The following is a 14,570-nucleotide window of genomic DNA, read 5'->3' on the forward strand; positions in this document are numbered from 1 at the left end:
CCTGCAGCCTTTTTGAGTGTTGATCCGTGAGTGATTTGAGTCATATCCGCAATTTCTCCATCATCGCCCACATTGACCATGGCAAGTCGACGCTGGCCGATCGCTTCATCCAGATGTGCGGCGGCCTTGCCGAGCGCGAAATGGAAGCCCAGGTACTGGACTCCATGGACCTGGAACGTGAACGCGGGATCACCATCAAGGCCCATAGCGTCACCCTTTATTACACCGCCCGTGATGGCATCAAATACCAGCTGAACTTCATTGACACCCCCGGCCACGTTGACTTTACCTACGAAGTCAGCCGGTCGCTGGCGGCGTGTGAAGGTGCGTTGCTGGTAGTTGACGCCGGCCAGGGTGTTGAAGCTCAGTCCGTTGCCAACTGCTACACGGCCATCGAGCAGGGCCTTGAAGTCATGCCGGTGCTGAACAAGATCGACCTGCCTCAGGCCGATCCGGACCGCGTAAAAGAAGAAATCGAAAAAATCATCGGCATCGACGCCACCGACGCGGTCGAGTGCAGTGCCAAGACCGGCCTGGGCGTCGACGAAGTGCTCGAGCGCCTGGTTCACACCATTCCTGCGCCGACCGGCAACTACGAAGATCCGCTCCAAGCGTTGATCATCGACTCCTGGTTCGACAACTACCTGGGCGTTGTTTCCCTGGTTCGCGTGCGTCACGGTCGGGTGAAGAAGGGCGACAAGATCCTGGTGAAGTCCACCGGTAAGATCCACCTGGTGGACAGCGTCGGTGTCTTCAACCCGAAACACACTGCCACCGTTGACCTGAAAGCCGGCGAAGTGGGCTTCATCATCGCCGGCATCAAGGACATTCACGGTGCGCCGGTCGGTGACACCCTGACCTTGAGCTCGACGCCTGATGTAGACGTGCTGCCAGGCTTCAAACGCATTCAGCCGCAGGTTTACGCCGGTCTGTTTCCGGTCAGTTCCGACGACTTCGAAGATTTCCGTGAAGCCCTGCAAAAGCTCACGCTCAACGACTCGTCCCTGCAGTACACCCCGGAAAGCTCCGACGCCCTGGGCTTCGGCTTCCGTTGCGGGTTCCTCGGCATGCTGCACATGGAAATCATCCAGGAGCGCCTTGAGCGCGAGTACGACCTGGACCTGATCACCACGGCGCCGACGGTAATTTTCGAGCTGTTGCTGAAAACCGGTGAAACGATTTACGTCGATAACCCGTCGAAGCTCCCGGACGTGTCTTCGATCGAAGACATGCGTGAACCGATCGTGCGGGCCAATATTCTTGTGCCGCAAGAGCACTTGGGCAACGTCATTACCCTGTGCATCGAGAAGCGTGGCGTGCAGCACGACATGCTGTTCCTCGGCTCCCAGGTCCAGGTGACCTACGATATTCCGATGAACGAAGTGGTCCTGGACTTCTTCGACCGTCTGAAGTCCACCAGTCGCGGCTATGCTTCGCTGGACTACCATTTTGATCGTTACCAATCGGCTAGTCTGGTGAAACTGGATGTGCTGATCAACGGTGACAAGGTCGACGCCCTGGCGCTGATCGTGCACCGTGACAATGCGCACTACAAAGGTCGCCAGTTGACCGAGAAGATGAAAGAACTGATTCCGCGCCAGATGTTCGACGTCGCGATCCAGGCCGCCATTGGCGGGCAGATCATTGCGCGAACCTCTGTCAAGGCACTCAGAAAGAACGTATTGGCCAAATGCTACGGCGGCGACGTCAGCCGCAAGCGCAAGCTGTTGGAAAAGCAAAAGGCCGGTAAGAAACGCATGAAGCAAGTCGGCAACGTGGAAATTCCACAAGAAGCCTTCCTTGCAGTGCTCAGGTTGGATAGTTAGGTCCTATGTCACTAAATTTCCCGCTGTTGCTGGTCATCGCCGTGTTCGTCTGCGGCCTGTTGGCGTTGCTCGATCTGCTTTTCCTGGCGCCGCGTCGGCGTGCCGCCATTGCCTCCTATCAGGGCAGCGTCAGCCAGCCTGATGGGGTGGTCGTCGAGAAACTGAACAAAGAGCCGCTGCTGGTCGAATACGGCAAGTCGTTCTTTCCGGTGCTGTTCATCGTGCTGGTGCTGCGTTCGTTCCTGGTGGAACCGTTCCAGATTCCGTCCGGCTCGATGAAACCGACCCTGGACGTCGGCGACTTCATTTTGGTGAGCAAGTTTTCGTACGGTATCCGCCTGCCGGTGATCGACACGAAAGTCATCGAAGTGGGTAATCCGCAGCGTGGCGATGTGATGGTGTTCCGCTATCCGAGCGATCCGAACGTCAACTACATCAAGCGTGTAGTCGGCCTGCCGGGTGACCAGATTCGCTACACCGCCGACAAGCATCTGTTCGTCAACGGTGAATCGATCGCCGAGCAACTGGTCGGCTCCGAGCCGGGCACGCTGGGCAGTGCCGAGCTCTACAAGGAAAAACTCGGCGCCGCCGAGCACCTGATCCGCAAGGAAATGAGCCGCTATCGCGCGACGCCGGACCATACCTGGACCGTGCCTGCCGGGCACTACTTCATGATGGGCGACAACCGCGACAACTCAAACGACAGTCGCTATTGGGATGATCCGAGCATTCCCAAGGATCTGCTGGGCATGGTTCCCGACAAGAATATCGTCGGCAAGGCCTTCGCAGTCTGGATGAGCTGGCCGGAACCCAAACTCAGTCACCTGCCGAATTTTTCGCGGGTTGGCCTGATCAAGTAATCACAACGGCGCTGTTGAACACAGCGCCGAATGCATTTCTGGAGTCGGCACAATCGGCGGCAGAAGCATGAAAACAATGATATTCAGGACGTTATTTTTGAACACAGCGTTAATTGTCCCAAGCCTGCGCCGTCTTTCAGCCAAGGCAGTGGAATCCAGCCACGAACTCAGCGTGGGTAAACCGTGAGCGTTTCTTTAAGCCGTCTAGAGCGTCAGCTCGGCTACACCTTCAAGGATCAGGAACTGATGGTCCTGGCCCTGACCCACCGCAGCTTTGCCGGGCGCAACAACGAACGCCTGGAATTCCTCGGTGATGCCATCCTCAACTTCGTTGCCGGCGAGGCGCTGTTCGATCGCTTCCCGCTGGCCCGCGAAGGCCAGTTGTCGCGGTTGCGCGCCCGCCTGGTGAAAGGTGAGACGCTGGCCGTACTGGCCCGCGGTTTCGACCTCGGCGACTACCTGCGCCTGGGCTCGGGTGAGTTGAAAAGCGGCGGTTTCCGTCGCGAGTCAATTCTGGCTGATGCCCTGGAAGCCTTGATTGGTGCGATCTACCTGGACGCCGGCATGGACATGGCGCGCGAGCGCGTTCTCGCCTGGCTGGCCGGTGAGTTCGAAGGCCTGACGCTGGTCGACACCAACAAAGATCCAAAGACCCGCCTGCAGGAATTCCTGCAATCGCGTGGTTGTGAGCTGCCGCGTTACGAAGTGGTAGATATCCAGGGTGAGCCGCATTGCAGGACGTTCTTCGTCGAATGTGAAATCACCTTACTGAATGAAAAAAGCCGAGGTCAGGGTGTGAGTCGTCGTATTGCCGAACAGGTAGCGGCCGCTGCAGCACTGATTGCCCTGGGCGTGGAGAATGGCCATGACTGATTCAACCGCAACACGCTGTGGCTATGTTGCCATCGTCGGCCGTCCGAACGTGGGCAAGTCCACGCTGCTGAACCACATTCTGGGTCAGAAGCTGGCGATCACCTCGCGCAAGCCGCAAACCACCCGCCACAACATGCTGGGCATCAAGACCGAAGGCGCCGTGCAGGCGATCTACGTCGACACCCCGGGCATGCACAAGGGCGGCGAAAAGGCCCTGAACCGCTACATGAACAAGACCGCTTCGGCGGCGTTGAAAGACGTCGACGTGGTGATCTTCGTGGTTGATCGCACCAAGTGGACCGATGAAGACCAGATGGTCCTCGAACGCGTCCAGTACGTGACCGGCCCGCTGATCGTGGCGCTGAACAAGACCGACCGTATCGAAGACAAAGCCGAGCTGATGCCGCACCTGACCTGGTTGCAGGAACAGCTGCCGAACGCGCAGATCATGCCGATTTCGGCCCAGCACGGGCATAACCTGGAAACCCTGGAACGCGTGATTGCCGGTTACTTGCCGGAAAACGATCACTTCTTCCCGGAAGATCAGATCACCGACCGTAGCAGCCGCTTCCTCGCCGCTGAACTGGTGCGCGAGAAAATCATGCGCCAGATGGGCGCCGAGCTGCCGTACCAGATCACCGTGGAAATCGAAGAGTTCAAGCAGCAGGGCAAAACCCTGCACATCCATGCGCTGATCCTCGTCGAACGTGACGGCCAGAAGAAAATCATCATTGGCGACAAGGGCGAGCGCATCAAGCGCATCGGCACCGAGGCGCGCAAGGACATGGAGCTGCTGTTCGACTCCAAGATCATGCTCAACCTTTGGGTCAAAGTGAAAGGCGGCTGGTCCGACGACGAGCGAGCCTTGCGTTCGCTGGGTTATGGCGACCTGTAACACCCGGTTCCAGATACACCGGAAAACCTGTGGGAGCGGGCTTGCCCGCGAAGACGATGTAACATTCAGCATTAATGTTGACTGTCACACCGTATTCGCGAGCAAGCCCGCTCCCACATTGGTTTCAGGGTGTTTGTAAAACTGTGCTCTGTCATTGAGAACTCTATGTCCCAGCCCCTCGGCCAGCCGGCCTACGTCCTCCACTCCCGCGCCTACCGCGAAACCAGTGCACTGGTGGACTTCCTCACGCCGCAAGGTCGGCTGCGGGCGGTGTTGCGTAGCGCGCGGGGCAAGGCTGGAACGTTGGCGCGGCCGTTCGTGCCACTGGAAGTCGAATTCCGCGGTCGTGGTGAGTTGAAGAATGTCGGGCGCATGGAAAGTGCCGGTGTTTCCACCTGGCTCAATGGCGAGGCGCTGTTCAGCGGTCTCTATCTTAATGAGCTGTTGATTCGCCTGTTGCCCTCCGAAGACCCGCATCCCGCGGTGTTCGATCACTACGCCGCGACTCTGCTGGCCCTGGCCGAAGGACGTCCGCTGGAGCCGTTGCTGCGCTCCTTCGAATGGCGCCTGTTGGATGACCTCGGTTACGGCTTTGCGCTGAACACTGACATCCACGGCGAGTCCATCGCCCCGGACGGCCTCTACCGTCTGCAAGTGGACGCCGGCCTGGAGCAGGTCTACTTGCTCCAGCCCGGTCTGTTCAACGGCACCGAGCTGTTGGCCATGGCCGACGCCGACTGGTCGGCACCGGGTGCGTTATCCGCTGCCAAGCGCCTGATGCGTCAGGCCCTTGCCGTGCATCTGGGCGGTCGACCGCTGGTTTCCAGAGAGTTGTTTCGAAAGCCGTAAATTCTCCCTGTATGCTGTGCACCGAACTTTCCCCTCTTCAGGAGCGCTTCCGTGACCAACAGCAATCGCATTCTTCTTGGCGTGAACATCGACCACGTTGCCACCCTGCGTCAGGCCCGGGGCACTCGCTATCCGGACCCGGTCAAGGCCGCACTGGACGCGGAAGAGGCGGGCGCTGACGGCATCACCGTGCATTTGCGTGAAGATCGTCGACATATCCAGGAGCGCGATGTGTTGCTGCTCAAGGACGTGCTGCAAACCCGCATGAATTTCGAAATGGGCGTCACCGAGGAAATGATGGCGTTCGCCGAGCGTATTCGCCCGGCGCACATTTGCCTGGTCCCGGAAACCCGTCAGGAACTGACCACCGAAGGTGGTCTGGACGTCGCCGGGCAGGAAGCGCGGATCAAGGCGGCGGTGGATCGGTTGGCGAAGATCGGTTGTGAAGTGTCGCTGTTCATCGACGCGGACGAGCGGCAGATCGAAGCGTCACGTCGGGTCGGCGCGCCTGCCATCGAATTGCACACCGGCCGTTACGCCGATGCCGAGACGCCCACCGAAGTGGCTGAAGAGCTCAAGCGGGTCGCTGACGGTGTGGCCTTTGGTTTGGCCCAGGGTTTGATCGTCAACGCCGGTCACGGCCTGCACTATCACAACGTTGAAGCGGTGGCCGCGATCAAGGGCATCAACGAATTGAACATCGGCCATGCGCTGGTGGCTCATGCGTTGTTTGTTGGCTTCAAGTCGGCAGTATCGGAAATGAAAGCTCTGATCCTGGCTGCCGCAAAAGCCTAAAAGCCAAACACAAAACCAAATGTGGGAGCGGGCTTGCTCGCGAAGGCGGTGTGTCAATCGACATCAATGTTGACTGATGCACCGCCTTCGCGAGCAAGCCCGCTCCCACAGTTTTGATGGGTGTGAGGCTTTAAAGCGGTGGGTTTTCCACATTTGGCTTGGTCTTGTCGACCCCAGGCACGTGCAGGTTGCCCTCGGCCACCTGATTGCCTTCAAGCTGCGGCTGCGTGACCCACGTCAGGATGTCGTAGTAGCGACGGATGTTCGCCACGAAGTGCACCGGTTCGCCGCCCCGGGCGTAGCCGTAACGCGTCTTGCTGTACCACTTTTTCTCAGACAGGCGCGGCAGGATCTTCTTCACGTCCAGCCACTTGTCCGGATTCAGTCCTTCCTTGGCCGCCAGTTTGCGGGCGTCATCCAGGTGACCGCTGCCGACGTTGTAGGCCGCTAGCGCGAACCAGGTGCGATCCGGTTCCTGGATCGAATCATCCAGCTGATCCTTCATGTAACTCAGGTATTTTGCGCCACCCATGATGCTTTGTTTGGGGTCGAGGCGATTGGACACGCCCATGGCTTGCGCCGTGTTCTGGGTCAGCATCATCAGCCCGCGCACGCCGGTCTTGGACGTGACCGCCGCTTGCCATAAGGATTCCTGATAACCGATTGCCGCCAGCAGACGCCAGTCGACTTTCTCTTTCTTGGCATAAGCCTTGAAGTGCTGCTCGTATTTGGGCAACCGCTGCTGCAAGTGCTGGGCGAAGGTGGTGGCGCCCATGTAGCCAAGAACGTCGACATGTCCGTAGTAACGGTCCTTGAGACGTTGCAGGGTGCCGTTTTCCTTCACCTTGTCGAGGTAGGCGTTGATTTCGTTGAGCAGGCTGTTGTCATCGCCGACGGCCACGGCCCAGCTCTGATTGCTGGCGTCACCGAGGTCGAAGGCCACGCGCACATTGGGGAAGTAGACCTGGTTCATCGCCACTTCGTTGGAGTCGACCAGGGTCAGGTCGATCTGACCTTCGTCCACCATGCGCAGCAGGTCGACGACTTCAACCGCGTCGGACTCTTCGTATTCAATGCCGGGGAATTTCTTTTTCAGCTCGGCCAGTTGCTCGGCGTGGGTGCTGCCCTTGAGCACCATGATCTTCTTGCCGACCAGGTCGCCCGCGTCGGTCGGCCGCGATTGGCCGTTGCGGTAGATGACCTGTGGGGTGACTTCCAGATAAGGGTGTGAAAACCGCACCTGCTTTTTACGTTCTTCGCTGCTGACCAGGCCGGCAGCAGCGAGCACCGGGCCGTTGGGCTTGCCCACCTGGCTGAACAGGTCGTCGAGATTGTCGGCGGTCTCGATCTTGAGTTTCACCCCCAGATCGTCGGCGAAGCGCTTCACCAGCTCGTATTCGAAGCCGGTTTCACCGTTGCGATCCTGAAAGTAGGTGGCGGGGCTGTTTCGGGTAATGACCCGCAGCACGCCATCCTCCTTTACGCGCTCCAGCGTGTTGGGTTTATCAACACAGCCACTGAGCATCAGGAAGAGTCCGGTTGCGATCAGCCATTTGGCGTACCGCGGACGCAAAGCCGTTGGGGAAAACATTTGCGCAGTATACGCAAAGGACCACGAGCGCCATATCTCGACAGCGAAGGGCTTGTCTGATAGGGGGTGAAAAACCTGCTTGGAGCCCACAGGAATGGGCTTGAAGCGTTTTTTGTGACAGCAAAAATATCCGTTGCCAGCCTCCGAATTCAGGTCTGAATACCCGGCCCGACGTTCGGGTGCAGCCGTGCGTACCGTTTCGGGTGATGTCGCGGGCGGTTTAGGCTAGAATGCACGGCCTCAAAGCACACCCCTTCCCGAGGCTGTCCCGAAGATGTTGATCCTGCGCGGCGCTCCTGCCCTTTCTGCCTTTCGCCACAGCAAACTCCTTGAGCAACTGAGCCAGAAGGTCCCGGCTGTCAGCGGCTTGTATGCTGAATTCGCTCACTTCGCCGAAGTTACCGGCGTCCTGACCGGCGACGAACAGCAGGTGCTCGCGCGCCTTCTGAAGTACGGCCCAAGTGTTCCGGTACAAGAGCCAACCGGTCGTCTGTTCCTGGTGTTGCCGCGTTTCGGCACCATTTCGCCGTGGTCCAGCAAGGCCAGCGACATCGCTCGCAATTGCGGCCTGACCAAGATCCAGCGCCTGGAGCGCGGCATCGCGTTCTACGTTGCCGGTCAGTTCAGCGACGCCCAGGCGCAGCTGATCTCGGATGCGCTGCATGACCGCATGACCCAGATCGTCCTTGGCAACCTCGAGCAGGCCGCCGGCCTCTTCAGCCACGCCACGCCGAAGCCGCTGACCGCGATCGACGTGCTCGGTGGCGGCCGCGCCGCGCTGGAAAAAGCCAACACCGAGCTGGGCCTGGCCCTGGCCGAAGACGAGATCGATTACCTGGTCAACGCCTTCATTGGCTTGAAGCGCAATCCGCATGACATCGAACTGATGATGTTCGCCCAGGCGAACTCCGAGCACTGCCGCCACAAGATCTTCAACGCCAGTTGGGATATCGACGGTCAGAGCCAGGAAAAAAGCCTGTTCGGCATGATCAAGAACACCTACGTGATGCACAGCGAAGGCGTTCTGTCGGCTTACAAGGACAACGCTTCGGTGATCGTCGGTAACGTCGCCGGCCGTTTCTTCCCGGACCCTGAAACCCGCCAGTACGGCGCGGTGCAGGAACCGGTGCACATCCTGATGAAAGTCGAAACCCACAACCACCCGACCGCGATTGCCCCGTTCCCGGGCGCATCCACCGGTTCCGGTGGCGAGATCCGTGACGAAGGCGCGACCGGTCGCGGTGCCAAGCCGAAAGCCGGCCTGACCGGTTTCACTGTGTCCAACCTGCAGATCCCGGGCTTTGAACAGCCGTGGGAAGTGCCGTACGGCAAGCCTGAGCGCATCGTTACCGCGCTGGACATCATGATCGAAGGCCCACTGGGTGGCGCCGCGTTCAACAATGAATTTGGTCGTCCGGCGCTGACCGGTTACTTCCGTACCTTCGAACAGTCGATCACCACCCCGCGTGGCGACGAGGTTCGCGGTTACCACAAGCCGATCATGCTGGCTGGCGGCATGGGTAACATCCGTGCCGAACACGTGCAGAAAGGCGAGATCACCGTCGGCTCCAAGCTGATCGTCCTCGGCGGCCCGGCGATGCTGATCGGTCTGGGCGGCGGCGCGGCTTCCTCCATGGCCACCGGCACCAGTTCGGCAGACCTGGACTTCGCTTCGGTTCAGCGTGAAAACCCTGAGATGGAACGCCGTTGCCAGGAAGTCATCGACCGTTGCTGGCAATTGGGTGACAAGAACCCGATCAGCTTCATCCACGACGTCGGCGCGGGCGGTCTGTCCAACGCCTTCCCGGAACTGGTCAACGATGGCAACCGCGGCGGTCGCTTCGAACTGCGCAACATTCCAAACGACGAGCCGGGCATGGCTCCGCACGAAATCTGGAGTAACGAATCCCAGGAACGCTACGTTCTGGCGGTCGGCCCGGCCGACTTCGAACGCTTCCAGGCCATCTGCGAACGTGAGCGTTGCCCGTTTGCCGTGGTCGGCGAAGCCACTGCCGAGCCGCAACTGACGGTCACCGACAGTCACTTCGGCAACAGCCCGGTGGACATGCCGCTCGAAGTGCTGCTGGGCAAAGCCCCGCGCATGCACCGTTCGGCCGTTCGCGAAAACGAACTGGGCGACGATTTCGATCCATCGACTCTGGACATTGCAAACTGCGTCGAGCGCGTTCTGCATCACCCGGCCGTCGCGAGCAAAAGCTTCCTGATCACCATCGGCGACCGCACCATCACCGGCCTCGTGGCCCGTGACCAAATGGTCGGCCCGTGGCAGGTTCCGGTGGCCGACGTTGCCGTCACCGCCACCAGCTTCGACGTCTACACCGGTGAAGCCATGGCGATGGGCGAGCGTACTCCGCTGGCACTGCTGGACGCTCCGGCGTCGGGCCGCATGGCCATCGGCGAAACCCTGACCAACATTGCCGCCTCGCGCATCAACAAGATCTCCGACATCAAACTGTCGGCGAACTGGATGTCCGCAGCCGGTCACCCGGGTGAAGACGCGCGTCTGTACGACACCGTGAAAGCGGTCGGCATGGAACTGTGCCCTGACTTGGGCATCACCATTCCGGTGGGCAAGGACTCGATGTCCATGGCCACGCGCTGGAACGACGAAGGCGTCGACAAGACCGTAACCTCGCCGATGTCCCTGATCGTGACCGGTTTCGCGCCAGTGGCTGACATCCGTCAGACCCTGACCCCGGAACTGCGCATGGACAAGGGCACCACCGACCTGATCCTGATCGATCTGGGCCGTGGCCAGAACCGCATGGGCGCCTCGATCCTTGCTCAGGTTCACGGCAAGCTCGGCTCGCAAGCGCCGGACGTCGATGATGCCGAAGACCTCAAGGCGTTCTTCGCGGTGATCCAGGGCCTCAACGCCGACGGTCACCTGCTGGCGTACCACGACCGTTCCGACGGTGGTCTGCTGACCACAACCGTGGAAATGGCCTTCGCCGGCCATTGCGGCCTGAGCCTGAACCTCGACGGTCTGGCAGAAACTTCCGCCGATATCGCCGCGATCCTGTTCAACGAAGAGCTGGGCGCCGTGATCCAGGTTCGTCAGGACGCGACCCCGGACATCCTCGCGCAGTTCAGCGCTGCCGGTTTGGGCGAGTGCGTGTCGGTGATCGGTCAGCCAATCAATAATGGCCAGATCAACATCACCTTCAACGGCGAAACCGTGTTTGAAGGTCAGCGTCGTCTGCTGCAACGTCAGTGGGCTGAAACCAGCTACCAGATTCAGCGTCTGCGTGACAACGCCGACTGCGCCGAACAAGAGTTCGACGTGTTGCTGGAAGAAGACAATCCGGGCCTGAGCGTCAAACTCAGCTTCGATGTCAACCAGGACGTCGCTGCGCCTTACATCAAGAAAGGCATCCGTCCACAGGTTGCCGTGCTGCGTGAGCAGGGCGTCAACGGTCAGGTGGAAATGGCGGCTGCGTTCGACCGTGCCGGTTTCAACGCAATCGACGTGCACATGAGTGACATTCTGGCTGGCCGTGTCGACCTGAACGAGTTCAAGGGTCTGGTCGCTTGCGGTGGTTTCTCCTACGGCGACGTACTCGGTGCCGGTGAGGGCTGGGCCAAGTCGGCGCTGTTCAACAGCCGTGCTCGCGATGCGTTCCAGGGTTTCTTCGAACGTAACGACAGCTTCACCCTCGGCGTGTGCAACGGTTGCCAGATGATGTCCAACCTGCACGAGCTGATCCCGGGCAGCGAGTTCTGGCCGCACTTCGTGCGCAACCGTTCCGAGCAGTTCGAAGCGCGCGTGGCGATGGTTCAGGTTCAGGAGTCGAATTCGATCTTCCTGCAGGGCATGGCCGGTTCGCGCATGCCGATCGCTATCGCTCACGGTGAAGGTCATGCCGAGTTCGCCAGTGAAGAAGCGTTGCTGGAAGCTGATCTGTCGGGTTGTGTGGCGATGCGTTTTGTCGACAACCACGGCAAGGTCACCGAAAAGTATCCGGCCAACCCGAACGGTTCGCCGCGCGGGATCACCGGTTTGACCAGTCGCGACGGTCGCGTGACGATCATGATGCCGCACCCGGAGCGTGTGTTCCGCGCGGTGCAGAACTCGTGGCGTTCGGAAGACTGGAACGAGGACGCTCCTTGGATGCGTATGTTCCGTAATGCTCGCGTCTGGGTGAACTAAGCGCTGTGTACAAGCTCGGTTTTTTTGTTCCGGCCAGTCATGTGGAGCAGGTCAAGAGTGCTGTGTTCGCTGCGGGTGGTGGGCGGATCGGGGCTTATGATCATTGCGCTTGGCAGGTGTTGGGTCTGGGTCAGTTTCGGCCGTTGGATGGCAGTCAGCCGTTCATTGGGGAGGCGGGGCAGGTCGAGCGGGTTGAGGAATGGAAGGTTGAGCTTGTGGTGGCGGATGAGTTGATTCGTTCTGTGGTAATGGCTCTGAAGCAGAGCCATCCCTATGAGACGCCGGCTTATGAGGTGTGGCGGTTGGAGGATTTTTGATCTGCCTGCTGCTGAAATGAGAAACCCGCTGAATTTGCGTTCAGCGGGTTTTTTATTGGCTGGGATTTGATGTTGGTTTGGAGATCAAAACTGTGGGAGCGGGCTTGCTCGCGAAAGCGGCCTGGCAGCCGACCATTTTCTTTCAGGTGTACATATCCATCAGGTGTACATATCCGTTGCTGCGGTAACGGCTACCTAGGGTTTCGCCCTTACGGCGACTCACTTTTTTTACAAGCGCCTAAAAAAAGTAAGCAAAAAAACGCTCGCCCCGAGCGTCCGGCCCCTCGCTAGGGCTCGGTGTTCCTTCGCTCCGGCATTCATCTGGGGGCATCGCCTCCGGTCTGCTTCGCGACGACCTCCTCTCGATGTGTTCGACTTCGTCGAACGGCGCTGCGCGCCTGCCCCCCAGATGAACGCCTCCACTCAGCCTGCCGAAGGGGCGGGTGGATCAAGATCAAAAGCAGGCGAGCTACCGCTCGGCCTAATTGAGTGGTGTAGAGCGGTCGGGGTAGACACCGGTCCATTGTGGGAGCTGGCCTGCCAGCGATGGCGGCCCGCCAGCCGACCAATCTCTCTCAGATTCACCCCATTCCCTTGTGGGAGCGAGCTTGCTCGCGATGACTGCCCCCCAGTCGCCAAACCTCTATACCTTGGCACTCACTTCACTGCGATTGACCAGCACTTCCAGCGCTTCACTCAAACTCTGTGCCTTTTCACCAATCAATAAATGCCAAACCCCTCCGTCGAGCTGGCTGACGCCCTGGCACCCCAGAGCCTTCAAATCACATTCCGACAATGCCTTGCCATCCGCCAGTTGCAGCCGGATCCGGGTCATGGCGATGCAATCCATTTGTAATACGTTTTCGCCGCCACCCAATGCCTTCAGCCATTTCTGCGTTTCTGAATGCGTCACTGTTTCTGGTTCTGGCGCGTCGATAACGGCAGGAGGGGAGGAGACGAGTGCGCGTCCCAACGCAGGCATCGCCAGTCGAATTTCATCGGCGATGCTGTCCGCCATCGGCCCGACCACTACTTGCAGGCTTCCGCCCTTGCCTGGACGCACAACCGCCATCGCCCCCAGGGCTTTCAGTTCCGCATCGTTTGCCTTGTTGCGATCCACCATGTCCAGTCGCAACCGTGTCGTGCATGCCCCTACGGTTATTAGGTTTTGCGCGCCGCCCAGCGCCTTGATGTAAGCCCCGGCGCGTTCGTTTTCGGCGATCACGACTTTGTCACCTGTGGGCACTTCTTCGCGTCCCGGTGTCCTGAGGTTGAAGCGGCGAATGCAGAAATCGAACACCGCGTAGTAGATCACCGCATACGCCAATCCGACTGGCACGACCAACCAGCCGTTGGTGGATTTGCCCCAGCCGAGAATCATGTCGATGAAGCCGCCGGAAAAGGTGAAGCCCAAATGGATGTTCAGCGCGTTGGTGATTGCCATCGACAATCCCGTCAACAGCGCATGCACCAGATACAGCAGCGGTGCGAGGAACATGAAGGCGAATTCGATGGGCTCGGTGACGCCGGTCAAGAAGGAGGTCAATGCCATCGACAGGAAGATCCCGCCCATGACCTTGCGCCGTTCCGGCAGGGCGTTGCGGTACATCGCTAGGCAAGCGGCGGGGAGGCCGAAGATCATCATCGGGAACATCCCGGTCATGAACTGGCCGCCCTTCGGGTCGCCGGCGAAGTAGCGCGAGAGGTCGCCGGTGACGATGGCGCCTGTGGTCGGGTCGGTGAAGTTGCCGAAGACGAACCACGCCATGTTGTTGAGGATGTGGTGCAGGCCGGTGACGATCAACAGGCGGTTGAACACGCCGAAGACGAAGGCGCCAAAACTGCCGCTCTCCATCATCAACGTACCGAAGTCGTTGATCCCGTGCTGGATCGGCGGCCAGATGAAACCGAACACCACGCCCAGGCCGACGGCGGCGAATCCGGTGACGATCGGCACGAAGCGCCGGCCGCCGAAGAAGGCCAGGTACTCCGGCAACTTGATGTCCTTGAAGCGGTTGTACAGCGCGCCGGCCATCAAGCCGCTGACGATCCCGGCGAGCATGCCCATGTTGATGCTTGCATCCAGCACCTTGAGGGTGGAGATCATTACCAGGTAACCAATCACGCCCGCGAGGCCTGCGGTGCCGTTGTTGTCCTTGGCGAAGCCGACTGCGATGCCGATGGCGAAGATCATCGCCAGGTTGGCAAAGATGACCTGGCCGGCGTCGTGGATGATCGCGATGTTCAGCAGGTCAGTGTCGCCCAGGCGCAGCAGTAACCCTGCAATCGGCAGGATCGCGATGGGTAGCATCAGTGCGCGGCCGAGGCGTTGCAGGCCTTCGATGAAGTATTGGTACATGGCGGTTCTCCCTGCGTTCTTTTTGTTTTAGAGC

10 protein-coding genes are annotated in these 14,570 nt (G+C 59.7%); 8 read left to right on the top strand and 2 right to left on the bottom strand.

Features of this window, described 5'->3' with window-relative positions; all coding sequences use genetic code 11:
- Positions 1–26 precede the first annotated feature (26 nt).
- From lepA to pdxJ, 6 genes are all read left to right on the top strand, one after another.
- Positions 27–1,826 carry a translation elongation factor 4 gene (gene lepA / locus K5K95_RS13940; RefSeq protein WP_090188076.1) on the top strand — a complete coding sequence of 600 codons (1,800 nt, stop codon included), beginning with the start codon at positions 27–29 and terminating at the stop codon, positions 1,824–1,826.
- Between the two features lie 5 nt (positions 1,827–1,831).
- On the top strand, positions 1,832–2,686 hold the full coding sequence (gene lepB, locus K5K95_RS13945) for a signal peptidase I (RefSeq protein ID WP_222589890.1): 855 nt from the start codon (positions 1,832–1,834) through the stop codon (positions 2,684–2,686).
- A 183-nt stretch (positions 2,687–2,869) separates the two neighbouring features.
- Entirely contained in the window at positions 2,870–3,559 is a 690-nt protein-coding gene (rnc, locus tag K5K95_RS13950; RefSeq protein WP_059403405.1) for a ribonuclease III, read from the top strand.
- Positions 3,552–4,454, top strand: coding sequence for a GTPase Era (era, locus tag K5K95_RS13955; protein WP_008151577.1), 903 nt, complete (start codon positions 3,552–3,554; stop codon positions 4,452–4,454). The genes rnc and era overlap by 8 nt, the downstream gene beginning before the upstream one ends.
- 165 nt (positions 4,455–4,619) lie before the next feature.
- Positions 4,620–5,303: a DNA repair protein RecO gene (gene recO / locus K5K95_RS13960; protein ID WP_222589891.1), complete on the top strand. Its 684-nt coding sequence runs from the start codon at positions 4,620–4,622 to the stop codon at positions 5,301–5,303.
- A gap of 51 nt (positions 5,304–5,354) precedes the next feature.
- On the top strand, positions 5,355–6,098 hold the full coding sequence (pdxJ, locus tag K5K95_RS13965) for a pyridoxine 5'-phosphate synthase (RefSeq protein WP_222589892.1): 744 nt from the start codon (positions 5,355–5,357) through the stop codon (positions 6,096–6,098).
- Between the two features lie 130 nt (positions 6,099–6,228).
- On the opposite strand, the gene mltF is transcribed toward pdxJ, so the two are convergent.
- On the bottom strand, positions 6,229–7,689 hold the full coding sequence (mltF, locus tag K5K95_RS13970) for a membrane-bound lytic murein transglycosylase MltF (protein ID WP_222589893.1): 1,461 nt from the start codon (positions 7,687–7,689) through the stop codon (positions 6,229–6,231).
- A 274-nt stretch (positions 7,690–7,963) separates the two neighbouring features.
- Between mltF and purL the strand changes: the two genes are divergently transcribed.
- Complete coding sequence (gene purL, locus K5K95_RS13975; RefSeq protein ID WP_222589894.1) at positions 7,964–11,860, top strand: phosphoribosylformylglycinamidine synthase; 3,897 nt, start codon at positions 7,964–7,966, stop codon at positions 11,858–11,860.
- Between the two features lie 5 nt (positions 11,861–11,865).
- Entirely contained in the window at positions 11,866–12,177 is a 312-nt protein-coding gene (locus K5K95_RS13980) for a YqfO family protein (protein ID WP_222589895.1), read from the top strand.
- Between the two features lie 643 nt (positions 12,178–12,820).
- Here K5K95_RS13980 and nagE read toward each other — a convergent pair.
- Complete coding sequence (gene nagE, locus K5K95_RS13985) at positions 12,821–14,536, bottom strand: N-acetylglucosamine-specific PTS transporter subunit IIBC (protein WP_222589896.1); 1,716 nt, start codon at positions 14,534–14,536, stop codon at positions 12,821–12,823.
- Positions 14,537–14,570 lie beyond the last annotated feature (34 nt).

The sequence above is a fragment of the Pseudomonas sp. DR48 genome (genome assembly GCF_019823085.1).
Lineage (GTDB): Bacteria > Pseudomonadota > Gammaproteobacteria > Pseudomonadales > Pseudomonadaceae > Aquipseudomonas.

What these genes read in the sequence shown, in the direction of transcription:
- lepB (WP_222589890.1), top strand. Translation starts at nt 1,832, where the DNA reads ATGTCACTAAATTTCCCGCTGTTGCTGGTCATCGCCGTGTTCGTCTGC.
- era (WP_008151577.1), top strand. Translation starts at nt 3,552, where the DNA reads ATGACTGATTCAACCGCAACACGCTGTGGCTATGTTGCCATCGTCGGC.
- recO (WP_222589891.1), top strand. Translation starts at nt 4,620, where the DNA reads ATGTCCCAGCCCCTCGGCCAGCCGGCCTACGTCCTCCACTCCCGCGCC.
- mltF (WP_222589893.1), bottom strand. Translation starts at nt 7,689, where the DNA reads ATGTTTTCCCCAACGGCTTTGCGTCCGCGGTACGCCAAATGGCTGATC.
- purL (WP_222589894.1), top strand. Translation starts at nt 7,964, where the DNA reads ATGTTGATCCTGCGCGGCGCTCCTGCCCTTTCTGCCTTTCGCCACAGC.
- nagE (WP_222589896.1), bottom strand. Translation starts at nt 14,536, where the DNA reads ATGTACCAATACTTCATCGAAGGCCTGCAACGCCTCGGCCGCGCACTG.